General features: G+C 61.3%; 21 protein-coding genes and 2 pseudogenes. 7 read left to right on the top strand and 16 right to left on the bottom strand.

Features of this window, described 5'->3' with window-relative positions; all coding sequences use genetic code 11:
* Window positions 1-308: 308 nt before the first annotated feature.
* From ELQ88_RS19815 to ELQ88_RS19800, 4 genes are read right to left on the bottom strand one after another with little or no spacing between them, the layout of a single operon-like run.
* Complete coding sequence (locus ELQ88_RS19815; RefSeq protein WP_138967186.1) at window positions 309-935, bottom strand: N-carbamoylsarcosine amidohydrolase; 627 nt, start codon at window positions 933-935, stop codon at window positions 309-311.
* A 10-nt stretch (window positions 936-945) separates the two neighbouring features.
* Window positions 946-1,698: an Asp/Glu racemase gene (locus ELQ88_RS19810; RefSeq protein WP_138967184.1), complete on the bottom strand. Its 753-nt coding sequence runs from the start codon at window positions 1,696-1,698 to the stop codon at window positions 946-948.
* 13 nt (window positions 1,699-1,711) lie between these two features.
* On the bottom strand, window positions 1,712-2,521 hold the full coding sequence (locus tag ELQ88_RS19805; protein ID WP_128871048.1) for an alpha/beta hydrolase: 810 nt from the start codon (window positions 2,519-2,521) through the stop codon (window positions 1,712-1,714).
* The gene (locus ELQ88_RS19800; protein WP_138967182.1) at window positions 2,518-3,666 is read right to left on the bottom strand and encodes an FAD-dependent monooxygenase; all 1,149 of its coding nucleotides are present in this window, start codon (window positions 3,664-3,666) and stop codon (window positions 2,518-2,520) included. Before ELQ88_RS19800 ends, ELQ88_RS19805 begins: the two co-directional genes overlap by 4 nt.
* A 312-nt stretch (window positions 3,667-3,978) precedes the next feature.
* Here ELQ88_RS19800 and ELQ88_RS19795 point away from each other — a divergent pair, with 312 nt between their 5' ends.
* Window positions 3,979-5,031: a 2,5-dihydroxypyridine 5,6-dioxygenase gene (locus ELQ88_RS19795; RefSeq protein WP_138967180.1), complete on the top strand. Its 1,053-nt coding sequence runs from the start codon at window positions 3,979-3,981 to the stop codon at window positions 5,029-5,031.
* A gap of 104 nt (window positions 5,032-5,135) precedes the next feature.
* Here the strand turns inward: ELQ88_RS19795 and ELQ88_RS19790 are convergent.
* From ELQ88_RS19790 to ELQ88_RS19740, 11 genes and pseudogenes are all read right to left on the bottom strand, one after another.
* Window positions 5,136-5,328, bottom strand: a pseudogene (locus ELQ88_RS19790) (MFS transporter); the annotation flags it as partial.
* Window positions 5,329-5,391: 63 nt separating this feature from the next.
* Window positions 5,392-6,723 (bottom strand): amidohydrolase, encoded by a 1,332-nt coding sequence (locus tag ELQ88_RS19785; RefSeq protein WP_138967178.1) that lies wholly within the window; start codon window positions 6,721-6,723, stop codon window positions 5,392-5,394.
* A 388-nt stretch (window positions 6,724-7,111) separates the two neighbouring features.
* Window positions 7,112-8,524 carry an amidase gene (locus tag ELQ88_RS19780; protein WP_138967176.1) on the bottom strand — a complete coding sequence of 471 codons (1,413 nt, stop codon included), beginning with the start codon at window positions 8,522-8,524 and terminating at the stop codon, window positions 7,112-7,114.
* Entirely contained in the window at window positions 8,521-9,792 is a 1,272-nt protein-coding gene (locus ELQ88_RS19775; protein WP_178084764.1) for a Zn-dependent hydrolase, read from the bottom strand. The genes ELQ88_RS19780 and ELQ88_RS19775 overlap by 4 nt, the downstream gene beginning before the upstream one ends.
* A 28-nt stretch (window positions 9,793-9,820) precedes the next feature.
* Window positions 9,821-10,516 carry an ABC transporter ATP-binding protein gene (locus ELQ88_RS19770; RefSeq protein WP_128871044.1) on the bottom strand — a complete coding sequence of 232 codons (696 nt, stop codon included), beginning with the start codon at window positions 10,514-10,516 and terminating at the stop codon, window positions 9,821-9,823.
* A complete protein-coding gene (locus ELQ88_RS19765; protein ID WP_138967172.1) occupies window positions 10,516-11,277 on the bottom strand; it encodes an ABC transporter ATP-binding protein in 762 nt (253 codons plus the stop codon). The genes ELQ88_RS19770 and ELQ88_RS19765 overlap by 1 nt, the downstream gene beginning before the upstream one ends.
* Window positions 11,274-12,284 carry a branched-chain amino acid ABC transporter permease gene (locus ELQ88_RS19760; protein ID WP_138967170.1) on the bottom strand — a complete coding sequence of 337 codons (1,011 nt, stop codon included), beginning with the start codon at window positions 12,282-12,284 and terminating at the stop codon, window positions 11,274-11,276. The genes ELQ88_RS19765 and ELQ88_RS19760 overlap by 4 nt, the downstream gene beginning before the upstream one ends.
* Window positions 12,285-12,286: 2 nt before the next feature.
* Window positions 12,287-13,147 carry a branched-chain amino acid ABC transporter permease gene (locus ELQ88_RS19755; RefSeq protein ID WP_128871041.1) on the bottom strand — a complete coding sequence of 287 codons (861 nt, stop codon included), beginning with the start codon at window positions 13,145-13,147 and terminating at the stop codon, window positions 12,287-12,289.
* Window positions 13,148-13,229: 82 nt separating this feature from the next.
* The gene (locus tag ELQ88_RS19750) at window positions 13,230-14,432 is read right to left on the bottom strand and encodes an ABC transporter substrate-binding protein (protein WP_138967168.1); all 1,203 of its coding nucleotides are present in this window, start codon (window positions 14,430-14,432) and stop codon (window positions 13,230-13,232) included.
* 98 nt (window positions 14,433-14,530) lie between these two features.
* Window positions 14,531-15,301, bottom strand: a complete 771-nt coding sequence (locus tag ELQ88_RS19745; protein ID WP_138967166.1) for an FCD domain-containing protein — start codon at window positions 15,299-15,301, stop codon at window positions 14,531-14,533.
* Window positions 15,302-15,612: 311 nt separating this feature from the next.
* Window positions 15,613-17,352 (bottom strand): dipeptidase, encoded by a 1,740-nt coding sequence (locus ELQ88_RS19740; protein ID WP_138967164.1) that lies wholly within the window; start codon window positions 17,350-17,352, stop codon window positions 15,613-15,615.
* Between the two features lie 235 nt (window positions 17,353-17,587).
* Between ELQ88_RS19740 and nspC the strand changes: the two genes are divergently transcribed.
* From nspC to ELQ88_RS19725, 3 genes and pseudogenes are all read left to right on the top strand, one after another.
* The gene (gene nspC / locus ELQ88_RS19735; RefSeq protein ID WP_128871038.1) at window positions 17,588-18,685 is read left to right on the top strand and encodes a carboxynorspermidine decarboxylase; all 1,098 of its coding nucleotides are present in this window, start codon (window positions 17,588-17,590) and stop codon (window positions 18,683-18,685) included.
* A 26-nt stretch (window positions 18,686-18,711) separates the two neighbouring features.
* Complete coding sequence (locus tag ELQ88_RS19730) at window positions 18,712-19,950, top strand: saccharopine dehydrogenase family protein (protein ID WP_138967162.1); 1,239 nt, start codon at window positions 18,712-18,714, stop codon at window positions 19,948-19,950.
* 582 nt (window positions 19,951-20,532) lie between these two features.
* Window positions 20,533-21,461, top strand: a pseudogene (locus tag ELQ88_RS19725) (ZIP family metal transporter).
* Between the two features lie 254 nt (window positions 21,462-21,715).
* Here the strand turns inward: ELQ88_RS19725 and ELQ88_RS19720 are convergent.
* Window positions 21,716-23,419 (bottom strand): sigma-54-dependent Fis family transcriptional regulator, encoded by a 1,704-nt coding sequence (locus ELQ88_RS19720; protein WP_138967160.1) that lies wholly within the window; start codon window positions 23,417-23,419, stop codon window positions 21,716-21,718.
* A 382-nt stretch (window positions 23,420-23,801) separates the two neighbouring features.
* On the opposite strand from ELQ88_RS19720, the gene ELQ88_RS19715 reads away from it, so the two are divergent.
* From ELQ88_RS19715 to ELQ88_RS19705, 3 genes are read left to right on the top strand one after another with little or no spacing between them, the layout of a single operon-like run.
* Complete coding sequence (locus tag ELQ88_RS19715) at window positions 23,802-24,083, top strand: phenol hydroxylase subunit (protein ID WP_138967158.1); 282 nt, start codon at window positions 23,802-23,804, stop codon at window positions 24,081-24,083.
* 17 nt (window positions 24,084-24,100) lie between these two features.
* On the top strand, window positions 24,101-25,096 hold the full coding sequence (locus ELQ88_RS19710; protein ID WP_138967156.1) for an aromatic/alkene monooxygenase hydroxylase subunit beta: 996 nt from the start codon (window positions 24,101-24,103) through the stop codon (window positions 25,094-25,096).
* Window positions 25,093-25,365, top strand: a complete 273-nt coding sequence (locus tag ELQ88_RS19705; RefSeq protein WP_138967154.1) for an MmoB/DmpM family protein — start codon at window positions 25,093-25,095, stop codon at window positions 25,363-25,365. Before ELQ88_RS19710 ends, ELQ88_RS19705 begins: the two co-directional genes overlap by 4 nt.
* The last annotated feature ends 25 nt before the right edge of the window (window positions 25,366-25,390 follow it).

Below are 25,390 nucleotides of genomic sequence, written 5' to 3'. Positions count from 1 at the left end.
GCAAAACCTGTGCCTGTGGCGGTCGTCTATATGACCTATATAGGCATTAAATAGGCATTATTTTTCTAGCGTATATCATGTTCTGGTTATTTAAAGGGTGTGTACCTATTAGTTCCTGGCTCGTGAGGGGTGGCTGCAGCCCCCGGATTTGCTGTGCCTTGCCGCTATGATCGGCGGCCTCGTGAACTGGCAAGCGATCCCTATCCATTCGTGCAGTGTTTTTGCTTGTTCCCTGTGTGGTTTGGTAACGGCCTTGAGATTCTTTTCCGCAAGTTCCAGGAGCGTCCCTGCTCGGCGATTTGCGTGTTTTATAGGCTGTTGAGGTAGGTCAGTACTTCCTGCTTGCTGACCACGTCGCCGTATTTGCTGTCGATGTCGAAGAGGTTGGCTTCATGAGGGGCTTCGTGGCGGTCGCCCACGCACTGGCGCACGACGATGGTTCGAAAGCCGTGTTGTACCGCGTCCACTGCAGTGGCGCGGATGCAGCCGCTGGTCGAACAGCCGGCCAGGATCAGGGTGTCGATTCCCTGCGCCTGGAGCATGGGGGCCAGTGAGGTGCCGAAGAACGAACTGGCGTATTGCTTGCTCAACACTACCTCTTCATCCAGGGGCGTTACCTGGGGGCAGAACGCCGCCAGGGGATTGCCCTCGACCATGTCCTTCATCACGGGCGCCTTTTTCACCCACATGCCGCCGTTGGCGAAATGGCCGGGGTGGTAGCGGATGTTGGTATGGATCACCGGGATGCCGGCGGCCCGTGCCGCGGCCAGCAACGCCTCGCTCTCTGCCACGGCACTGACGACCCCGGGTGCATACAGGGGGGCGCCCGGGGTGGTGTAGCCTTGCATGAAATCGACCATCAGCAGGGCGGGTCGCTGGCCGAAACCGATGCGATTGCCCCACACGCCCTGGTAGTTGTCTTGTGCACTGGACATGGGTAAGCCCTCAGTAAGCGCCGGACAACAAGGCGCCAGCGCCGGGCACGATAGGCTCCAGGTTCAGGGCCTTGAGCATGGCGTAGGTGGTGGCGATGGCGGCAGTGAGCACTGGTTTGCCGGTTTGCGCTTCCACAGTGGCAACGGCGCCCAGGGACGGCATCTGCACGCAGGCGGATAGCACGATCACGTCCACGCCCTCCAGGTCCAGGCTTGCAACGATGCCGGGAAGGTTTGCCGGATCATGGCGGGCCACGGCAAGGTTGTCGGGGATTTCCAGGGCGTGCCAGACCTTCACTTCGATGCCTTCGTGCTGGATGTAGTCCACCACCAGTTCGGTCAGGGGTTTCATGTAGGGTGCTACCAGGGCGATGCGCCTGGCGCCCAGCACCTTGAGGCCGTCGACCAGGGCGCCGGCGCTGGTGATGACGCTGGCTTCGGATTCGTTGTCGCGCACCACCTGGCCCAGGCGCGCCTGGGATTCACGGTGGTAGCCGCGTCCCATCGACATGATAGCCACCAGGCAGGCATAGCCCAGTACATCAACCCGGGCGTCGGACAGCTCGAGGGCGCAACGGTCGGACTGGGCGTCCATGGCGGCCAGCTCTTCTTTCTTCACATGCTTCATGCGCATGCGCGCGGAGTGGTAGGTGAAGCGTTCAGGGCGAATCAACTGGCGCGCGCCGAGCATCGCCGGGATTTCGGTTTCCATCGTGGTGTTGGAGCTCGGCACGATCTGGCCAATGCGATAGAGGGTGTTCATGTGAGTCTCCGGATCAGCTGAATGAATGGCCAAGGAAGTTACCCAAGCCGGCAAAGAAGCCGTCGAAATCGTCCCAGGGGATCATATGGCCTGCGTTTTTGGCGTGGCTTACCTGAAGGGTGGGCAGCAGCGCGCGAATTTCGGCCTCGTCTTCGGGCAGGATCACGCCGCCCTTGCCGGCGACCAGCAGCAGGACGGGCGGCTTGACCTTGGGGAAGTCTGCGTGAATATCCACGCTGTGGAATTCCTCGTAGGCCTGGCGAATGGCCGGCTCGTAGCAGGTATGCAGCCACTCGGCGCGCAGGGCTCGCTGTTCCTGGGTCCAGCTGGGGCAGTAGGTCTGCATGTCGTCGGCGTTCATGCCCGATAGGGATTGGCGGATCGAGTCCACATACCAGGGCAGCTTGCCAGGGTATTCGCGGCGGCCTGGGCCGGACACGGGTGGGTCGATCAGCACCAGGCGCTTGATGGCAGCCTGCGGATGACGAGTGGCCGCGCGCAGGATGAAGCGCGCGCCCATCGAGTGGCCCATCAGGTGGTAGGCGCTCAGGTCCAGTGCCTGTGCAAAGGCGATCACGTCATCGGCGCAGGTGTTGGTGTCGTATGCCTGCTCAGGACCGCTGGACGACAGGCCGCGGCCGCGCACGTCGAGCACGTAAGTGTCGAAGTGCTCGCCCAGGCGCTCGGCGACGAATCCCCAGGTGATGGCAGGGCTGGTGATGCCAGGGATCAGCACCAGTGGCTGGCCCTTGCCGCCGTAGCGCAGGTAGTGCTGACGAATGCCGTTGGCCTGGACGTTGGCGCCGTAGAGGAAGGTGCTCATGCTGCTGATTCCGACTTCAGCGGGTGCGAGTAAACGTCATAGCCAAACACCCAGGCCGGATCTTCCTGGGCGCGCAGCCAGGTGTTGGCATTGGACGTCGCCTGAACCCTGGATGCCCGGTCCTTGCGGTTGGCTTCGTACAGTTTGAATGCGGTCTTGTAGTCGCCCAGGCCGGTTTCCTGCAGGCAGCGTGCAAGCATGGCGCCGTCTTCGATGGCCATGGCCGCGCCTTGAGCCATGTGCGGTTTCATCGGGTGGCAGGCGTCGCCCAGCAATACCATGCGGCCTTTGCTCCACAACGGCAGTGGTTGGCGATTGAGCAGGGGCCATTTGGTGATGGCGTCGGCGTTTTCGATCAGAGCCTGCACGGAGGGGTGGTAGCCCTTGAAGGCGTCGAACATTTCAGCCTTGGAGCTGGGAATGAAGCTGGCGTTGCCGCCTTCCCACTCTGCCTGGGGCACGCCGCTGACGAAGTAGTACTCATCGCGTTTGCCGGTGGTGTAGTAGACCATCAGGTGACGGTCGCCCGACCACCACTTCACGCAGTCTTCGAAGTTGAAGTCGTATTTGGCCAGGTTGCTGGCTTTGATCAGGGCGCGGTGGCCGACCCAGCCGCTATAGGTCGGCGCTTCTGCGCCCAGCAGGTGTTCGCGGACCCGTGAGTTGATGCCGTCGGCACCGATGACGATATCGGCCAGGGCGTGGGTGCCGTCGGCAAATTGCAGGCGCACCTCATTGTCGGTTTCCTCGATGGCGGCCAGGTGTTTACCGAAATGCAGGCTGCCGGGCTTGATCGTGGACATCTGCAGGGCGTGCAGGTCGCCGCGGTGCACCGTGATGTAGGCGGCGTCGTATTCCTTGCGGGCGAATTCACCCAGTGGGATGCGCGACAGGTACTCGCCGCTGGCGTCGCGGCTGAACCAGAACTCGGGGTGTGAGCCCATGGCTTCGAGCTGCTTTTCGATGCCCATGCGCCGGAAGATCTTCATCACGTTGGGGCCCATGTGGATGCCGGCACCCAGTCGTGAGAAGGCGCGTGCCTGTTCGTATACGTTCACCTCGAAACCAGCCTGCTGAAGTGAAGTGGCAGTGGCTGCGCCGCCCAGGCCGGCGCCGATGATAGCGATGCGTTTTGTTGCGGGCATAAGGCTCATCTCCTCGAAAGCCGATCTCCAGGGGTGGGATCGGAATGCATTTACAGTGTATGCATCCTTTTTTTGTTTTGTGAAGGCTTTTCAGGAAAAATTGGATTCCAATCTTTTGATTGGCTATTTAGAGGTCTTTGTCAGTGCGGTGTCGGTTGTTTAGCCAGTGGTTTCCGCCATTTCGAATAGCTTGTGCCATTGAATAAATTGATCCATATTGAGCAATAAGAGATGTGTACATCATAAATTGGTGCCGGCGGTGAAACGGCTAGCACTGTTTGGTGCGTTTATTTCCACAACAGGAGAGGCGAGATGGCTGTCAGTGATGGAGAGTTGGTCCAAATGTTCGAGCACGTGCTGAAACTCTCGCGGGTGGACGCCACCCAGAGTGTCGCCGTGCTTAAAAGTCACTATTCCAACCCGCGCACCGTGCGGGCGGCGACCGAGGCGGCGCAGCGCCTGGGGGCCAAGGTCTATGCGGTGGAGCTACCGTCGTTCAATGCGCCGGTGGCCATGGGTAACGACATGACGGCCTATTGCGGCGACACGGCGTTGACCGGCAACCTGGCCGCCCAGCGGGCGCTGGAGGCGGCAGACCTGGTGATCGATACCATGATGCTGCTCCACTCTCCGGAGCAGGAGCAGATCCTGAAAACCGGCACGCGGATCCTGCTGGCGGTGGAGCCACCGGAAGTGCTGGCGCGCATGCTGCCCAGCGAGGCGGACAAGGCCCGAGTACTGGCCGCCGAGCAGATGCTCAAGGCCGCTCGGTCGATGACCGTGCGCTCCGGGGCGGGCAGTGATTTCCGCGCACCGCTGGGCCAGTACCCGGCAGTGACCGAGTATGGTTTTGCCGACGAACCGGGGCGCTGGGACCACTGGCCCAGCGGTTTCCTGTTCACCTGGCCCAACGAAGACAGTGCTGAAGGTGTGCTGGTGCTGGATGTCGGTGACATCGTGCTGCCGTTCAAGAACTACTGCCGCGAACGCATCACCCTGGAGATCGAGAAGGGCTTCATAACCGGCATCCATGGTGGTTTCGAGGCGCAGTACTTGCGCGAATACATGGCCTACTTCAAAGATCCAGAGGTGTATGGCATCTCCCATATCGGCTGGGGCCTGCAGCCGCGCGCGCAATGGACGGCCATGGGCCTGCACGACAAGAACGACGGCATGTGCATGGATGCCCGGGCGTTCTATGGCAACTTCCTGTTCTCGACCGGCCCCAACACCGAGGTGGGTGGCAAGCGTAAAACCCCGTGCCACCTGGATATCCCGCTGCGCAATTGCGATATCTACCTGGACGACCAGGCCGTGGTGCTGCTGGGCGACGTAGTCGCTCCGGCAGCCTCCCTGGTCCGCTGACGGCGGCTGCACCCGGGCCGCTGCGCGGTGGGGCCCGGGTTGCGCTGCGCGCCAGATACTCCGCAAGCGATCACCCAAGACACCCGTTCAATCGCCTTGCACACCCCGAGTGCGCCTTGCAGGTAAGGCAGGTTGGCGGATCACCAGCGAGTTGCCCAGACCACCGGTCAACGCGACCAGCAACCCCACCAGTCCGTAGGCGAACCGCTTGGCATTGGGGTGCCGCCGCGTCGAGGGCGAACCGGGCAAGCCGGGCCGTTCGTGGGGTTGCCAGTCGCGCGGACCGTAGTGGTCCATTTAACAGCCTGGTGAGAGACGAAACCTCTGGACTGCCAGTAGTCCTGAGGACGCTTCAGGCCTTCAAGATTTTTTGGCCACCTGCCCTGGATAGTTCAGCACAAACTGGACATGCGCCTTCACCCCTGTCGCCAGGGTCGCATCGTCCGCGGTGAAGTAGGGGCTGTGATTGTTCGGGACCTTTTGCATGTCCTGGTCTGCAGGCGTTGCCCCAAGGAACACGAACAGCCCCGGCACTTTCTCTGCGTAGAAGGAAAAGTCCTCGCTCGGCGACAGCGATGATTCCAGCCGCTCGACCTTGCCCGGCGCAGCCAGCTCCAGCGCGGGCACCATGGCTTCGGTCAGCGCAGGGTTATTGGTGGTCACCGGGGCAATGTTCACCAGCAACAGGTTGGCCTGGGTCTCATAGGCGCTGGAGATGCCGTTCACCAGCGGCGGCATCTTCTGCAAGATGGTGTTGCGAATCGAGGCGTTATTGGTGCGGATGGTGCCAGTGAGTTCGACCGTCTCGGGAATGATATTGCTCGCCGAGCCGGCATTGATCGTGCCGACACTGATGACGCCCATGCCCTTGGTCATGTCTATCCGTCGACTGATCAGGGTCTGCAGGCCACCGATGATGTTCTCGCCGGCGATTATCGGGTCCACGCCGCTCCACGGCGCGGAGCCATGGGTCTGCTGGCCTTTGAGGGTGATGCGGAAGGCGTCGTTGCTGTTGAGTACAGTCCCGGATTTGTAATACAGGTGGCCGGTCGGGTAACCGGCCATGACATGCACTCCGAATATGGCTTCGACTTTCGGCGAGTCCAGTGCCCCGTCGCGAATCATCGCCTGCGCGCCGATCACCGCGTCTGCCTGGAACTCATCCACGTCGGCGGCGCCTTCTTCAGCCGGCTGGAACAAAAAAACCACGGTTCCGGCGACCTCGTCGCGATGCTCCGCAAGCACCTTGGCCGCGCCCAGCAGCATCGCGGTGTGCGTGTCGTGCCCACAGGCATGCATGACCGGCACCGTTTTGCCCCGGCGCACGCCGGTTGCCGTGCTGGCGAACGGCAAGCCGGTCATTTCCTTGACGGGGAGGGCATCCATGTCGGCACGCAAGGCCACCACCGGGCCGGGTTTACCGCCCTTGAGCACGCCAACCACGCCCGTCTTGCCGATGTGGGTGCGCACCTCCAGCCCCAGTGCCTTGAGCTGCTGCGCCACCAGTTCCGCGGTTTTCACCTCCATATTTCCCAGTTCGGGGTTCTGGTGGATGGTGTGGCGCAGTTCGATGACGTGCTGATTGACTGAGGCGACGGCGGGGTCGACCCAACTGAAATCGGAGGCTTGGCAGAGGGCTGCCGAAAAGGTGCTTAAGAGAGCAATGCCGAAAGGTAGTGGGGATATACGCATGATGAGTTTCCGCTGAGGCTTGATGGTTGCTCGGAAGGGGGAGCGTCGCGCAGGGTAGGACGGGGTGGGGATGCCAATAAACTGAGGTGGGCGGACATCGCACGGCTGATTTTGACTATGCGGTATAGGTATAGTTGTGGTGTGCGTCAGTTTCCACTCTGCCGTTTATATCGTCTAATATCGAGAAAGTATTATTTGATACTTAAAAGGTATTGTATGCTCGGGGTTCTATTGACCGGTCACTGAGCTCCCGCGGCAGTAAGCCACGGGATAATGGGCACTCGCCAATTGACCGTTTCGCCGGTCGCACCGACGCAGCTGCGAGCAGAGGTTTTCTGCAGAAAGCGGGTCTGCGTCAAACCAGGACCCGCTTGTTCTGCGCCAGGTTTCAGCTTTTCACCAAAGGCTGTCGAGGATGTGGACTTGGAAATGCCCGTTCATAAGCCCGGCATACGCGCAGCACCTGATCATCGGCAAAGCGCGCACCGACCACGTGCAAGCCGACGGGCAACCCGTCCTGTACGAAGCCGCACGGCACTGACGCTGCCGGCTGCTGGGTCAGATTGAAGGGGTAGCTGAAGGGCGTCCACTCCATCCATTCGCCCAGGCCAGAGTCCGGTGGAATGTTGTGCCCGGCGGCGAAGGCGGTGATCGGCAGCATCGGTGACACCAGCAGGTCGTAGCGACTGTGGAACTCAGCCATATGCGCCACTAGCGCCGCGCGGGCTTCCAGGGCCAGGGTGTAGTCGTGCAGGCTGATGCATTCGCCCTGTTCGGCAATACGCAGCAGGCCCGGGTCGAGTTGTGCGCGTTGCGCCGGGCTCAGTTGCCCGGCCAATCGTGCGGCACCGGCGAACCACAGGGTGTTGAACAGTTCCAGCGGATCGCTGAAACCCGGGTCGACCTGTTCGACGTGGGCGCCTAGCTGCGCCAGGCGCTCCACTGCCTGGGCCACCACCCGGGCCACCTGCGGATCGACCTTCACGTAACCGAAGTCCGGGCTGTAGGCGATGCGCAGGCCTCTGAGATCAGTGCTTTCAGTTAGCCAGGGCGTGCTGCGTGGTGCTCCGGCCAAGCCGTCCCGGCTATCCGGTCGAGCGACGGTTTGCAGCATCAGTACCGCGTCGTCGACAGTGCGGGTCATCGGCCCCAGGTGCGAGAGCAGGGTCATGGCGCTGGCCGGCCACTGGGGTACGTAACCGAAGGTCGGCTTGATCCCGAAGGTACCGGTGAAGGCGCAGGGGATGCGGATCGAACCGCCGGCATCGCTGCCCTGGTGCAGCACTCCGAGGTTCAGCGAAGCAGCCGCGGCCGCACCACCGGAGGAACCGCCGGCGGTCATGCGCGTGTCCCAGGGGTTACGGGTGATGCCGTACAGCGGGTTGTCGGTCACGCCTTTCCAGCCGAATTCCGGGGTGGTGGTCTTGCCCAGCAGTACCGCGCCGGCGTTGCGCATAAAGGCCGAGAAGGGCGCATCGACTTCCCAGGGGCCCGTGGCAGAGGTGGTTCTGGAACCCTTGCGCGTGGGCATGCCACGGGTCAGGGTCAGGTCCTTGATCGACGCCGGCACACCGTCCAGTGCACCGCACGGCTGGCCCTTGAACCAGCGCTGTTCGGAGGCCCGCGCCGCGTCCAGCGCACCTTGCGGATCGACATGGCAATAGGCGTTGACCTGCGGATTGAAGCGCTCGATCCGCGCCAGCACATCCTCGGTCACCTCCACCGGCGACAGGCGCTTGTCGCGGTACTGGGCCAGTAGCTCGACGCCACTCATCTCGGTGATTTCGCTGTGTTGCTTCATGCCGCAGGCCCTCCTTGTCCTTGCGCCGCGTTGACCATGGCCCGCAACAATACGGCGCAACCGTCGGCAAGGTCCTGGGGCGCGGCGTTTTCGATTTCGTTGTGGCTGATGCCACCCTCGCAGGGTACGAAGATCATCCCGGCCGGGCCCAGTTCGGCGACGAAGATCGCGTCGTGTCCGGCGCCGCTGACGATGTCCATGTGGCTCAGCCCCAACTGCTCGGCACCCTGGCGCACTGCAGCGACACAGGCGGGGTCAAAGTCCAGCGGCGGGAAGTCGGCGGTAGGGGTCAGCTCGAAGCACAAACCGTGCTGCTGGCAGGTGTCTTCGATCACCTGGCGCACCTCATCGACCATGGCTTGCAACTTGTCGGCATGCAAGTGGCGCAGATCGATGGTCATCTGCACCTGACCGGGGATCACATTGCGCGAGCCGGGGTGCAGGCTCAGGCAACCGACGGTACCGCAAGCATGGGGCTGTTGCGCATGGGCGATACGGTTGACCGCGCTGACCACTTGCGCGGCGCCGACCAGGGCATCCTTGCGCAGGTGCATCGGCGTCGGCCCGGCATGGGCCTCCACCCCGGTCAGGGTCAGGTCGAACCACTTCTGCCCAAGGCAACCCATGACGACACCGATGGTGGTCTCACGGTCTTCCAGAACCGGGCCCTGTTCAATGTGTGCCTCGAAATAGGCACCCACCGGATGGCCGAGCACCGCCCGCGACCCGGCATAGCCGATGCGCTGCAACTCGCTGCCCACCGACAGTCCCTGTTCGTCCTGCTTGCACAGGGTGTCCTCGAGATCGAATTTACCGGCAAACACCCCCGAGCCCATCATGCATGGCGGGAAACGTGAGCCTTCTTCGTTGGTCCAGACCACCACCTCGATTGGCGCCTCAGTTTGCACGCCGAGGTCATTGAGGGTACGGATCACTTCCAGCCCGGCCATCACCCCGTAGCAGCCGTCGAACTTGCCGCCGGTGGGCTGGGTGTCGATATGGCTACCGGTCATCACGGGCGCGCGCTCGGGGTTTCGTCCGGCACGGCGGGCGAAAATATTACCGATGCCGTCGATGCTGACGGTGCAACCGGCTTCTTCGCACCAGCGCACGAACAGGTCACGGGCCTGCCGGTCCAGGTCGGTCAGGGCCAGGCGACAAACACCGCCCTTGGCGGTGGCACCCAGCTGCGCAAGGTCCATCAGCGATTGCCAGAGACGTTCGCGGTTGATCAGCGGCGAGCTGTTTTGCAACTGGGGTGCAGACATTATCGGGTGGTTCATTTCATCTCTCCCGTCAGGCGCTCAGGGCCAGGTAGCGGTTCTTGATGGTCGGGTCGGCGCGGAAGTCAGCGGCGCTGCCTTCGTAAACCACCCGGCCCTGTTCGAGGACGTAATGGCGGTCGGCGAGCTTGTCGCAAACCATCAGGTTCTGTTCCACCAGCAGCACCGGCAGGCCGTCGTCCTTGATCTTGCGCAGGATCTTCACCAGTTCATCGACGATCACCGGGGCCAGGCCTTCGGTGGGTTCATCGAGGATCAGCAGCTTCGGGTCGTTGAGCAGGGCGCGGGCGATGGCCAGCATTTGCTGTTCGCCGCCGGACAATGCGTGGCCGGCGTTCTTGCGCCGTTCCTTGAGGCGCGGAAACATGGCGTAGACATCCTCCAGCTGCCAACGGCTGGTTTTGCGCTGGGCGATACGCAGGTTCTCCTCGACGCTGAGCAGGCGGAAGATGCCGCGGTGTTCCGGCACCAGTGCCAGCCCCTGGCGGGCGATTTCGAAGATCTTCTGGCCGACCAGCTCCTGACCGTTGAAACGGATCTGCCCCTGACGCGGGCAGATGATCCCGAGGATGCTGCGCAGGGTCGTGGTCTTGCCCGCACCGTTGCGTCCCAGCAGGGTCACCAGTTCACCGGCGTTGACCTGCAGCGAGACGCCTTCGAGGACGTGGCTCTTGTCGTAGTAGGAATGGATATTCTCGACGGTCAGCATCAGGCGGCTTCTCCCAGGTAAGCGATACGTACGCGCTCGTCGGCGCGGACGAATTCCGGTGTGCCCTCGACCAGGATCTGGCCGTGGCTCATGACGGTGATGCGTTGGCTGATCGACATGACGATGCTCATGTTGTGTTCGATCAGCAGCACGGTGTGATCGCGGCCCAGGTCGCTGATCAGTTGGGTCATGATCGGGATGTCGTCGATGCCCATGCCCGAGGTGGGCTCATCGAGCATCAGCAACTTTGGCTTGGAGCAGATCGACATGCCGACTTCCAGCACCCGCTGCTGGCCGTGGGAGAGTTCGCCGGCGAGGGTGTCGGCGCGGGTCGTCAGCTGCAGGCGTTCGAGTACCTGATCGGCCATCTCCAGGTGTTCGCGGCGGCTGTCGACATGCCGCCAGAAGTTCAGCGCCGCCAGGCCATCGCGGCCCTGGGCGGCCAGGCGCAGGTTTTCCCGCACGCTGAGGTTCTGGAACAGGCTGGTCAACTGGAACGAACGAGCCATGCCCAGGCCGACCCGGCCGTGCGCCGGTTTCTTGATGATGTTTTTGCCGTTGAACTGGATGGCCCCGGCGGTGGCCTGGCGTTCACCGGTCAGGCAGTGGAACAGACTGGTCTTGCCGGCGCCGTTGGGGCCGATGATGGTGTGAATGGTGCCGGCCTCGACCTTCAGGTTGACGCCGTTGACCGCGTGGAAGGCGCCGTAGGCCAGTTCCAGGTCGCGGGTTTCCAGCAAGTACTGTGCAGGGCTGTTCATGAGAGTTTCTCCTCGGCCGGCACGACTGTTTTGCGCTGACCCTTGAGGCGTTCAACCAGACTCGAGAGTCCGCCCCACAACCCGCCGCGCATGAACACCACCACCAGGATCAGGATGATCCCCAGCAGCATCAGCCAGCGTGGCCAGAGGTCGGAAAGGAACTCGCCGAGCAGCACGATAGAACCGGCACCCAACAAGGAGCCGAACAGCGAGCCGGTGCCGCCGACGATGGTCATGATCAGGATGTTTTCCGACATCGCCAGGTCGATGTTCGACAGCGGCACGAAATGCAGGAGCATCGCGTACAGCGCCCCGGCGATCCCGGTCACTGCGCCGGACAGCATGAACACCAGGATCTTGAAATGCCGGGTGTCGTAACCGATGGCGGCGGCGCGGGTTTCGTTCTCGCGGATCGCCATCAGCGTGCTGCCGAAGGGCGAGGCAATCACCCGACGGGCGCCAATGAAGATCAGCAGGAACAGCACCGCGACAAACCCGTAGAAGTAACGAGCATCGCTCAACGACAGCAGCACCGTGTCGCCGATGCGGATTTCCGGGCGCGGCACGCTGAGCAGGCCATTGTCGCCGCCGGTCCAGTCGCTCAGGGTGTAGGCGATGAAGTAGGCCATCTGGCTGAACGCCAGGGTCAGCATCACGAAATAGATGCCGGTGCGACGAATCGCCAGGGCGCCTACCAGTAACGCCAGCACTGCGCCGGCCAGTGCGGCACCCAGCAATGCGCTCAACAACCCCAGTTGCAGGTGGATCATCAACAACGCGGCGCAGTAGGCACCCGCACCGAAGAAGATGCCCTGGCCGAATGACAACAGCCCGGTGTAGCCCAGCAGCAGGTTACAGGCCAGCGCCGCGAGGGCGAAGATCAGGATTTCTGTGGCCAGGGTCGCCGATGGCAACACCAGCGGCAGGCCGATCAGCACCGCAATCACCAACAGCAGCATGGAGCGCGACTGGGTCTTGGCAAAGGGCAGGGGATTTTTTTCGCTCATGATCATGCTCTCCCGAACAGGCCGTAGGGACGGACCAGAATGACCGCCGCCATGGCGCCGTAAATCATCAGGCTGGCGCCTTGGGGCCAGATGGTGGTCATCAGGCTTTGCACCACGCCGACCAGCAAACCACCGACCAGCGCACCGCTGAACGAGCCCATGCCGCCGATCACCACCACCACGAACGCGACCCCGAGAATCTCCGGGCCGACAAAGGGTTGGGCGCCGCGCAAAGGCGCAAACAGCACCCCGGCGACACCCGCCAGGGCGACGCCGAGGGCGAAGGTCATGGAGAACAAGCGGAAGATGTTGGTGCCCAGCAGTGACACGGTTTCAGTGCTTTCACTGCCGGCCCGCACCAATGCGCCGAAACGCGTGCACTCCAGCAGCAGCCACAATGTCAGCCCGATCAGTCCGGAGAAGACGATCAGGAACAAGCGGTAATAGGGGTACACGAAGTCGCCGATGATCAACACGCCGCGCAGCAGTTCCGGCACCGCCACGCTCTTGCCCACCGGCCCCCAGATCAGCACGCTGGCTTCCTGGATAATCAGCGCGATGCCAAGGGTCACCAGAATCTGGAAGGTATGGGGTAAGTGGTAGATCCTCTGGATCAATAATCGCTCGATGGCCCAGGCCAGGGCGGCCACCACCAACGGCGCCAGGAGCAGTGCCAGCCAGAAGCTTCCGCTCAGGCTGACGACGGTGTAGCAGATGTAGGCGCCGAGCACGAAAAACGCGCCGTGGGCGAAGTTGACGAAATTCAGCAGGCCGAAAATGATCGTCAGGCCGACCGCGATCAGGAAGTAGATCATCCCCAGGCCAAGGCCATTGAGGATCTGGAACAGGTAAAGATTGAGCATGCAGGTACCCTCTGCAGGAGGCCGGTCGACTAAGGCGTCACCCGGCCCGCTGCCTGTGGCAAGCGGTAGAAAGTTTCTCGAGTCAGCCCAGGACGCAGCCGGTCGCGTCTGCCGGCGGGAACGAGCGGCCGGAGCTGACGACCTGCGCGAGGTCATCCTTGTCGCGCATGTCGGCGGCGGCCTTGCCCACCAGCAGGTAGTAATCCTTGATCACCTGGTGATCGCCGGCGCGGATCGATTCCTGACCGGTCGGCCCTTCGTAACTCAGACCCTGCATGGCCTTGGCCACGGTAGGGCCGTCGAAGCTGCCGGTGGCGATGATGCTCTCGAGCATGATCCGGGTGCCGATGTAATCGGCCGCCAGCGGGTAGGTGGGATTGATCCCGTATTTGGCCTGGGTGATCTTCACCAGCTCGCGGTTGAGCGGGGTATCGACCTGGTGCCAATACTGCGCGCCGAGGTAGACGCCTTCGAGTACGTCACTGCCCAGCTCCTGGAACTGGTCGAGCCCGGCGGACCACACCAGCAGCACTTTCATGCGCTCCTTGATGCCGAAGTTGACCGCTTGGCGCAGGGCGTTGGAGGACTGGCTGCCAAAGTTGAGCAGCACCAGCACGTCAGGCTGCGCGGCGATGGCGTTGGTCAGGTAGCCGGAGAATTCCTGCTCCTGCAACGAGTGATAGCTGTTACCGATGTGTTCGATGCCATGTTCGGCGCACACCTGTTTCGCGCCGGCGAGCAGCGCTTCGCCGAACACGTATTGTGGGGTGATGGTGTACCAGCGCTTGGCGTTGGGCAGCAGCTTGATCAGCGGCAGCATGGTTTCGCGAATGGCACCGTAGGTCGGCACCGACCAGCGAAAGGTCGAGGCGTTGCAGTCCTTGCCGGTGACCTCATCGGCGCCCACCGGCGTCATGAACACACCGCCCACCTTGCCCACTTCCTTGGCCACCGCCAGTGCTGAAGACGATAGGGTACAACCCTGGAAGAATCGCGCGCCATCCTGGGCGATCGCCTCCTGGACTTTGCGCACGGCCTTGCCGGCGTTGCCTTCAGTGTCGATTACCTTGTAGTTCAGCGGCCTGCCAAGCAAGGTCGGATGTTGCTCCACCGCCAGGCGCGAGCCCATGTCGGCGAATTTGCCGTAACTGGCGAAGGCGCCGGACATCGATTTAAGCCCATAAAAGGTAAAGGGCTCGGCGGCAAACGCATGACGCACACCCAACGGAAGGCTGAGGGCTCCGGCTACGGTCAGACTGGCTTTCAACAACGTACGACGCTGCATGGGGTAACTCCCTGGTTTAATTATTGGCAGGAGTGGCAATGACAAAACGGCGCATCACGGCCTGTGGGCAGGCCTTTTATTGGAGGTCGGAGCGGACTTCAGTGGGTGTGATCGAACTCCAGTAAAAAGTGGCGGGTGACTTCCCCTTCGAGGGCACTCATGTGGTGCTCGGCATCGCACATGTGTTCATGCATCAATTGCCGCACGCTGCTTTCGTCTTCGGTTTGCAACGCGTTCAGCAGGCGTTTGTGGTAGTCGAGGTTGGCGGCGTCGAACTGCTTGCGTTTGGGTTTGTAGGCTTTCTTCAACACCACCAGGTCGCGCAGCAGGTCGTTGAGAAATTGCGCCATGAACGCCAGCAGGGGGTTGGGACAGGCGCGGGCCAGCAGGTTGTGGAACTCCAGTTCCGCCAGGCGCTGTTCGCGCTGGCCGGCTTCGCTGTCTTCCGGTGCGCTGCAGAAATCCACGTTGTCTTGCAGGGCTTTGAAGTCAGCCGCGCTGAGGCGGCCGATCACCGACACCGCCAGTTCGACCTCGATGACCTTGCGCAGTTGGTACACCTGCTCGCCGTCCAGGTGCTGGAAGTGCAGGTAGTTGCGCAAGGCGCGACTGGCCGGTTCGGTGCCGGCTTCATTCAGGTACGCGCCGCCGCTGGGGCCGGTGCGGGTGTTGACCAGGCCTTCGACCTCAAGGGCCTTGAGCGCTTCACGCGCCGAGCCCTTGGAGCATTGGAAACTTTCCATCAGCTCGCGCTCGGTGGGCAAACGGTCGCCAGGGCGCAGCGCGTCGGTGACGATGGAGCGCTTGACCGACTCGACTATCACATCGGAAAGCTTCTGGCGTTTGCGGCGGATCGGGCGACTGAGCATGCTGTTCTATTTATCCTATTAATGCGGATAAATAGTACTTAATAGGACGTGGCTTGGTGCGTCAATCGTCTGTGGGAGGAGGTGTCGCTTTCGGTGTGTAAGGGTCGTAATTGGATAAAAGAGGTTCTGTAGGAGCGAGCTTGCTCGCGATGGACGTCAACGATAATGCGTGTTCCCTGAATTAACGCGTCGCCCTTGAGGCCATCGCGAGCAAGCTTGCTCCTACAAAAGCACAGCGCTGCTCGGCGTCACGACGGGACCCAGCCGATCAAAGAAGTGGGACCCGCCAGAACAGCGGGTCCGAAAGGCGATCAGAGTTTCGGCAACTGCCCGATGCGTCCCAGCATCTCGGTCACGATCTGCAGGTCCAGCAGGAACTGGTCGACGGTCTTGAACTCGTTATCGGTGTGGCCGGTGTACTTGAGCTCGGGCCGGGCCAGGCCGAATTGCACGCCATTGGGCAGCTCATGGACCGAGGTGGCGCCGGCCGAAGTGCCGAAGTCATGTTTCATGCCCAGGTTTTCACTGGCCACGGCCAGCAAGGCCCTGACCCATTCACCCTCGGGGTTGCGGTACATCGGCTCGGCGATCGAGTAATCGAAGGTCGGCGCAATACCGGACTTCTTGCTCCAGGCGACCAGCTTGTCGGCTATTTCAGTCTTGAGCACTTGCGGTGACTTGCCTTTCGGCACCCGCAGGTTGACCGCGAGCTTGAAGGCTTTTTCATCCATCCCGACATAAGTCAGGGAGGCCGTCAGCGGGCCCATGAAGGCATCGGAAAAGCCCACGCCCAATTTGCCGCCCAGGTAATCCAGTCCCCAGTTGTCGGCGGCGTAGCGCGCGGCGTCGGTAATGTGGTTGTGCTTGAGCGCGACCTTGCCGTCGAGGCTGTTGATCAAGTCCAGCATCCTGGCCACCGGGTTGACGCCGGATTCGGGTTCGGAGGAGTGGGCGGAAACGCCGGTGACGGTCAGCCGGACGTCCTGGCCGACAACCTTGGCGGTCACCTCGAAGTCGCCGCCATTGCGCTGCGCATAATCGGCACCGGCCTTTTGCAGGCTGGCAGCCAGTGTGGCGGGTTGGTCCGTCACGAGTGTGGCGACCGAGGTCGACGGAATCTGGTTGGTGGCCATCCCGCCCGTCATTGCAGTGATTTCGGCGCCTTTACCCTCGGCGGCACGCCGGGTAAAACTGGCCATGACGGTGCCGTAGCCTTTTTCGGCGATCACCACCGGGTAGCTGCCATCGAGTGCCAGGTTGTAGTTCGGCGTCGGGTTGCGTTCGAAGTAGTAAGGGATGGCGTCGCCGGTGGTTTCCTCGGTGGTGTCTATCAGCAGCTTGAAATTCCTCGCCAGCGGCAGTTTCTCTTCCTTGATGACCTTCATGGCGTAGAGCGCCACGACGATGCCGTTCTTGTCATCCTCGGTACCCCGGCCATACATGCGGTCGCCGACCAGGGTGACCTTGAATGGATCGAGCTTGGTGCCGTCTTTGAGCACCCAGTTTTCCGGGGTCACGGGCACCACATCGGCATGCGCGTGAATGCCCACGACTTCCTCGCCACTGCCTTCGAGGGCGATTTCGTAGACGCGGTTGTCGATGTTGCGAAAGTTCAGGTTGAAGGCCTGGGCCAGACCCTTGAGTTTGTCGGCGATCCTGATGAACTCGGGGTTCTCGTGCTGGGCCACGCCGTCCACGCGGAAGGTCGGGATGGCGACCAGTTCGCGCAGGGTTTCGTTGGCCGCGTTGCCGTATTTCACCCGGGCATAAATGCCCAGCAGGCGATGGATCTCGTTCTGCTGTTCAGGGGCAAGGGTCTTGTCGCCCAGGAAGGCACTGATGGCCGCGCCGAGGTCGTCGGTCTTGGCCAGGTCGCTGTTGGCCAGATCTCCCAGGAACTGCCTGAAATCCGTAACAGTTGCGTTATCGAAGCGCTTGAGGATGGCCGCGCTCTGTTGCGGGGTGATGTTGGCGTACGCTGGCGTGGCAAACGGCGCAAGGCTGGCGAGTAGCAGGATGGCTGCGGCGAGGGGCTTGAGTGAACAATTCATTGCTGGGCATTCCTTTGCAGGCGGGTTGGAAATGTCTGATCGAAGTAACAGAACATTTCCAAAATTAACACCATTCGTCAGTCCGAAGGGCACCAAGCGCTGCATTTTCGATTCAATCGACCAGCTACAGGCCACCCGACAATCGGCAAACTGCGCATTCTGCTCTTTCGATATGTAATAAGTGAAGGCACAATGCGCATCCTTTTTTGGCTGGCCTTGCCGGAGGCGCCTCGAAATGATCAAAACGCCGTATTACCTCATCGATAAACAGAAGCTGCTGGCGAACATGCAGAAGATCGCCTATGTGCGCGAACAGTCCGGGGCCAAGGCCCTGCTGGCGCTCAAGTGCTTCGCCACCTGGTCGGTGTTCGACCTGATGCAGCAGTACATGGACGGCACCACGTCGTCGTCGCTTTATGAACTCAAGCTTGGTCGACAGAAGTTCGCCGGCGAGACCCACGCCTACAGCGTGGCCTGGGCCGACGACGAGATCGAGGAGATGCTCGAGAACTGCGACAAGATCATCTTCAACTCCATCGGTCAGCTGCAGCGCTACACCGAAGCTTCAGCGGGCAAGGTCCGCGGCCTGCGGGTCAACCCGCAGGTGAGCAGCTCGGATTATCTGCTGGCCGACCCGGCGCGTCCGTTCAGCCGCCTGGGCGAATGGGACCCGGAGAAGATCGAGCAGGTCATCGGCCAGATCTCCGGCTTCATGTTCCACAACAACTGCGAGAACGGCGACTTCGGCCTGTTCGACCAGATGCTGTGCACCATCGAAGAACGCTTCGGTCACCTGTTGCACAAGGTCGAGTGGGTCAGCCTCGGTGGCGGCATTCACTTCACCGGTGAAGGCTATGCGCTGGACGAGTTCTGCGCGCGCCTCAAGGCTTTCTCGCAGAAATACGGCGTGCAGGTCTACCTGGAGCCGGGCGAAGCCGCCATCACCCAGAGCGCTTCGCTGGAAGTCACGGTGCTCGACACCCTGTACAACGGCAAACACCTGGCCGTCGTGGACAGCTCCATCGAAGCGCACATGCTCGATCTGCTGATCTATCGCCTGAACGCCAAGCTGGCGCCGAGCGAGGGTGAGCATACCTACATGGTATGCGGCAAATCCTGCCTGGCCGGCGACATTTTCGGCGAGTATCAATTCGATCGGCCGCTGGCGATCGGCGATAGGCTGTCGTTCGTCGACGCAGCGGGTTACACCATGGTCAAGAAGAACTGGTTCAATGGCTTGAAAATGCCGTCCATCGTAGTGAAACAACTCGACGGTAGTATCGAGGTTGTTCGCGAATTTGGTTACAACGACTACATGTCCAGCCTTTCGTAAGCTGGCGCAGAGGAGAGTTAGATAAATTGAAGAAGAACGTACTTATCATTGGTGCAGGAGGTGTCGCCAAGGTGGTGGCCCACAAGTGCGCGCAGCACAACGATGAACTCGGTCGTATTGCTATCGCGTCGCGCAACATCTCCAAATGCCAGGCCATCATCGACAGCGTCAAGGCCAAGGGCAGCCTCAAAGTGCCCGCTGAAATCACGGCCTTTGCGCTCAATGCCATGGATGTCGAGGCAACCAAGGCGCTGATCCGCGAGACCGGCTCGCAGATCGTCATCAACGTCGGCTCCAGCTTCCTCAACATGTCGGTGCTGCGTGCCTGCATCGATACCGGCGTGGCCTACCTGGACACCGCCATTCACGAAGAACCGGGCAAAATCTGCGAGACGCCGCCCTGGTATGGCAACTACGAGTGGAACCACCTCGAAGAGTGCAAAGAGAAGAACATCACCGCGATCCTCGGCGTGGGCTTCGACCCGGGTGTGGTCAACGCCTATGCGGCGCTGGCGCAACAACAGTATTTCGACCACATTGATTCGATCGACATTCTCGACGTCAATGCCGGTTCCCACGGCAAATATTTCGCCACCAATTTCGACCCGGAAATCAACTTCCGCGAATTCACCGGGCAGGTGTGGAGCTGGCAGAACAGCCAGTGGACCAGCAACACCATGTTCGAAGTCAAACGCACCGACGACCTGCCGGTGGTAGGGGCGCAGAACCTGTACCTGACCGGCCACGATGAAGTGCACTCGCTGTCGAAGAACCTCGACGTGCCCAACGTGCGATTCTGGATGAGCTTCGGCGAGCACTACATCAATGTGTTCACGGTACTGAGGAACCTCGGCCTGCTCTCCGAGCAACCGGTCACGACCGCCGAAGGCCTGCAAGTGGTACCGCTGAAAGTGGTCAAGGCCGTGCTGCCTGACCCGAGCTCGCTGGCGCCCGGCTACACCGGCAAGACCTGCATCGGCGATCTGGTCAAGGGCACCAAGGATGGCCAGCCACGCGAGGTGTTCATCTACAACGTCGCCGATCACGAAGACGCTTACGCCGAAACCGACAGCCAGGGTATTTCCTATACCGCTGGCGTGCCACCGGTGGCCGCAGCCCTGCTGGTCGCCCGCGGCGAGTGGGATGTGCAGCGTATGGCCAACGTCGAAGAGCTGCCGGCCGAGCCGTTCCTCAAGGCGCTGGACGTGATGGGCCTGCCGACCCGCATCAAGGACGAGCATGGCGATCGTCCCCTGGCGCTGTAACGCCTGACACTCCCCCCGATACAAGGTGCGCCAGGGCAGGCGCACCTTGCTGTTTTCTGCTGGCGAGCGATGCCGCCATGCGACCGGAAGCTCTGATCAACTCACGCCGGTATGAACCCCTCCGCGGTTCGAATCCGTCTTGCGCGATATAGAGAGCGAAGGCTCACTCGAAGTTTGTGTTCGCAAGGCCTATCGCCGACGACTGGCGGCAATTCTTCGTCTCGAACGCTGTTCAATACCGCCTGTCGCGACACAAAAATCTTTTTAAAATTTTCAATCAGGCAAGCGCTTCAGATGACTGTGGGCGGCGCATTCAGACCGTCTGTCACAGCACGCTGTTGAGGCGTGCGGAGCGTTTCCGTTACCAAATGACTACCAAGTGGCTACTACCAATGACGACGGGGTGAATGACATGGCTTCGAATTTCAATAGAGGATCCGCGGACAACTCCCTGGACCTGTCCGGTTTGTTCCGCGCCACGGCGAAGGCATTCGAACGAGACGCTCAGCGCCTGTCAAGGCAGTTGCAACCGCTGACTTCAGGGGCAGACCGCAAGCGGGCGCACAGTCACTAGGAGGTTGTATGGCAGATCCAGCGTCGTCGGGTGCAAGTGCATCACGCTCATGGCTTGAACTGGCTCGCAGCAGCAGTTGGCAGGGTGCCTGTTTTTGGTTGACCCTGACCATTGTCACCTTCCTGTTGCTGTTCAGTGGCTATGGCGCGCTGACCGGGGCCGACCCGAAGATCCTGCATTTCGCGATGCTGGGCGGCACTGCCGGTTTCGCGGCGACAGCCTTCGGCGCCTTGCTGGCCCTGGTGCTTCGTGAAGTGGCGGTGCGTACCCAGGACATGATGCTCGGCTTTGCCGCCGGGATGATGCTGGCAGCCAGTTCCTTCTCGCTGATCCTGCCCGGCATCGATGCGGCGCAGTCCATCACGGGCAACCAGATGTTGGCTGCCGTTGTCGTCGTATTCGGAATGGGACTGGGTGCGGCGCTGATGGTCGGGCTGGACCGCTTTGTGCCCCATGAACACCAGCAAAGCGGAAGGCGAGGGCCCGAGGTGCAACGGATCAACCGGGTCTGGCTGTTTGTCCTGGCCATCACCCTGCACAACCTGCCCGAAGGCATGGCCATCGGCGTCAGCTTCGCCGACGGCGACATGACCGTGGGGCTGCCGCTGACCACGGCCATCGCCCTGCAGGACATCCCCGAAGGCCTTGCCATTGCACTGGCGCTGCGGGTGACCGGCATCTCGGCACTGCGCGCGGCGCTGGTGGCCGTCGGTTCCGGCCTGATGGAGCCCTTGGGTGCGGTGATCGGCCTCGGGGTGTCTTCCGGGTTTGCCCTGGGCTATCCGATCGCCCTGGGCTGGCGGCCGGTGCGATGATCTTCGTGGTCTCCCATGAAGTGATTCCCGAGACGCACCGCAACGGGCATGAAACGCCTGCCACGCTGGGGTTGATGCTGGGGTTTGGGGTGATGATGTTTCTGGATACGGCGTTGGGTTAGCGGCTCGACAGCTGGAAACACAGATAACGCAATACCTGTAGGAGCCGGCTTGCTGGCGATGGGCTCAAGTGCGCCGCGTTTAACCAGATCGCACGCGTTATCGTTAACGATCATCGCCAGCAAGCCGGCTCCTACAAGGGACCGTGCCCAAGTTGGAAATGAAGTGGCCTCCAAACCGGTGAATGTATCCAAAAAAGGACTGCTGCGCAGTCCAGCGGGAGCAAGCTCCCTCGCCACAGGTTCAGTGCAAATGATCAATCCTTGGCGGGAGGCGTCTGCGTCGGTGATTTTTTCAAGCGGTAAGCCAGCGCCGGGCGCGTAATGCCTAACAGGCGTGCCGCTTCGGAGACGTTTTGTTGGCTGCGCTCCATCGCCGCGTGAATCAGCGCGTCCTCCACCGAGTCCAGCGCCAGACCGCTCTGAATGACCAGGTCGATCCAGTCGGGACCGCTGGCGGACTTCGATTTGACCAGCCTGCCATCGCTGGCCAGGCCAATGCTTTCGGCCTGTTGCGGCGAGTGCGGAAAGAGCGCGTCGACGGTGATGCTCTGGTTTTCGTCGGTGATGATCACGCCCCGTTCCATCAGGTTTTCCAGCTCGCGGATGTTGCCAGGCCAGTCGTAATGCAGGCACACCTCCATCGCCCGATCAGACAGGCCCAGGGTCTTTTTCTTGTAACTGGCATGCAGCTTTTCGAGGAAGTGTTCGATCAGCAACGGGATGTCTTCGCGCCGCTCGCGCAAGGCCGGAATACGCACCGGAAAGACGTTCAGGCGGTAGAACAGGTCAGCGCGGAAGCGCCCTTGTCTGACCGCATTTTCAAGGTCTTCATGGGTCGCGGTGATAACCCGCACATCGACCTTGCGCGTTTGCGAATCACCGACGCGTTCCAGCTCTTCTTCCTGCAGTACGCGCAACAGCGAGGCTTGCGCGCGCGGGGTGAGTTCGACGATTTCATCCAGAAACAGCGAGCCGCCATGAGCCCGTTCGAAGCGCCCCATCCGCGACTGTTGCGCGCCGGTGTAGGCGCCTTTCTCGACGCCAAACAGTTCGGCTTCGATCAAGTCTGGCGGGATGGCCGCGCAGTTCAGCGCGATAAACGGTCCGCCGGCACGCTCACTGCGCAAGTGCAGGCTGCGGGCGATGACTTCCTTGCCGACCCCGGTCTCGCCCAGCAGCAACACCGAAGCCTTGCCCAACGCCACCTTGTCGATCAAGGCGCACGTGCGACGGTAGACCGCCGACTGCCCGATGCCGTAGAACTTGCCGGCTTCGATTTGCAGGCGCTGGCGCATGTTGGCCACTTGCACCTGCAAGGCTTGCAGCTCATCGATGATCGGGTCGCTCTGGAAGTAACGCATGACCTCTTCGGCGTCGTCCCATTGTTCGGCCGGCTTGCCGATGATCCGGCAGTGTGAGTCGCCACAACCCCGACAACTGACCTCCTTGTAGATGATCTGACGGCCGAGGAAAAACGAGCTGTAGCTGATCGCGTAGCCCAGGAGCATCCAGCACACCGGTTGGTCGGAGTGGAGGTTTTCCGTTTGGCAGTTTTCGACTTCGAAGGAGTCTTGCCATTCGATGTCGGCATAGAACTGGCCGTTCTCCAGGTCGATGTCGATGGCCTGCGGACGCACGTTGACCATGCCCTTGAGCGAATGCAGCTGCGGGCCGGTGAAGAACATCTCCAGGTCACTGCCATGGGGCCGCAGCTTGCGTGCCAGTTCGGCGTCCTTGAGCCCGGACTGATAACCCAGGCGCAGAAAAAAACCCTTGGCGCGTTCGACGCCGAGCATCTCGATGAGCTCGCGTCTGCAGGACGCCATCATCGACACCTGGATCAACAACATGCGTTGTTCGTCCAGCCAGATTTTGCCTTCGCTGCCGAGAAAGCGCACCTGGTCGCTCAGGTCCTTGAGTGAAGGAGGGTGCTGCGAGGCCTTGTACGTGGTGATCATTCTGTTGCGCCCCTGATTGTAGTTATGTGGGGTGATGATGCGCTCCGCTCAGGCTATGGCGATTTTTTACGCACCGTAACGACCGCTATTTTCTGGCAAGGCAAGGTCGGTTTTCCTTTTTCTAAGCGGCCTGAAAGCGGATCAAAAGTCAATCACTGGATGATTGTTCCATTTGCTCAAAGCGGGCGAGGGGATTGATCAAATGATTGATTCAACTGCGTTGAAACCCCTTGCAAGACCCGTCTTCAGTTCCACGTAACCGGCCGAAGCGTTTTTGTAACTAGTTGATTTTTAAAGAGTAAAAACTTAAGTCAAGCACATTTTGGCGGGCTGGCACCCTTGTTGCTCTGTCCCCCCTTACATACCAAGGGAGTCCCCGAGCATGAGCCAACCTGGCAGCACTTTCGATCAGATGCCGCGCTACATCCGCGTACGCAGCGGGCCGGATGACACCTTTGTCGAATTCGATTTCGCCATCGGCTATCCCGATCTGTTTGTCGAGCTGGTGCTGCCGCGCCAGGCGTTCAGCCAGTTCTGTGAAAACAACCGTGTGCAGCACATGGACGCGCAGATGTCCGAGGCCCTCGACGCCGATGCGAAGAAGTGGCGCTACGGCGAAACCCGCGACGCTGATCAAGCCGCCGACCACCCAACAGAACAATAACCACAGGAGTCCACTCCATGAGTGTCGAGATCAAGACGACAACCGTCGAGACGATCCGCAACACCTTCAGCCACACCCGTCGCCGGTTTGGCGACAAAGTTGCCAGCCGCTACCAGGAAGCGAGTTTCGATCTCGAGTCCGCTACCAATTTCCATTACCGGCCACTGTGGCAACCGAACAAACTGCTCAACGACGCCACCCGCACCGCGGTGGTCATGGCCGACTGGTACGCGGTCACCGATCCACGCCAGTACTACTACGGCGCCTACGTCCAGGCCCGGGCGAAAATGCAGGAAAACGCCGAGCATGATTACGCGTTCTGTGAGAAACGCGACATGCTCGCCGGCCTGTCGACGCGCAACGCCCAGCTGATCAGCAAGCTGCTGTTGCCCCTGCGGCACGCCGAGATGGGTGCCAACATGAACAACAGCAACATCGCCGCTGACGGTTTCGGCACCAGCGTCACGCAAATGCATATGTTCCAGGCCATGGACCGCTTGGGCATCGCCCAGTACCTGTCGCGCATCGGCCTGATGCTCGATGACGGCGATGTCCTGCTCCTGGCACAGGCCAAGCAACAGTGGCTCGGCGATCCGGCATGGCAGGACCTGCGCCGCTACGTCGAAGACACCCTGGTGGTGCGCGACTGGTTCGAATTGACCGTGGCGCAAAACCTGGTCAGCGATGGCCTGGTGTACCCGCTGCTGTTCCACAAGCTCGATGAGCAACTGTCGGCCAACGGCGCCGGCCAGGTCGGCATGCTGACTGAATTCATGCGCCTGTGGTTCGCCGAAAGCCAGCGCTGGGTCGATGTCATGCTCAAGACCGTAATCAACCAAAGCCCGGCCAACAGGACCCTGGTTCAGGGCTGGATCGATCACTGGCAGCAGCGCTCGGTCGGGGCGCTGCGTCCACTGGCTGGCCTGGGCCTGGACGAGTCCGCACTGGATGCGGTCTGCGCCGAGTTCGATGCCCGCCTGAAGAAAATCGGCCTGACCGGAGCCAGCGCATGACTTCCCTTGTGTACATGAACCTGCAGGACACCGACTACGCCCGCTCGATAGTGGACGCCATCATTCAGGACAACCCCCTTGCCGAGATCCGGCACCAGCCTTCGATGATCCGCATCGAGGCGCCGGGCCGCCTGGATATTCACCGTGAAACGGTCGAGCAGATGACCGGAAGCCATTGGGACATTCAGGAAATGCTGATGTACGTGATCACCCTGGGCGGCAACGTCGTCGAGGAGGACGACAGCTTTTCCCTGTACTGGAACAGCTGAGCCCCAGCCGCCAACCAGCGTTTGA

It is taken from the genome of Pseudomonas sp. MPC6 (genome assembly GCF_006094435.1).
Lineage (GTDB): Bacteria > Pseudomonadota > Gammaproteobacteria > Pseudomonadales > Pseudomonadaceae > Aquipseudomonas.
Note: the sequence above shows the minus strand (reverse complement) of the source record. Positions and strands in the feature narration are given on the sequence as shown.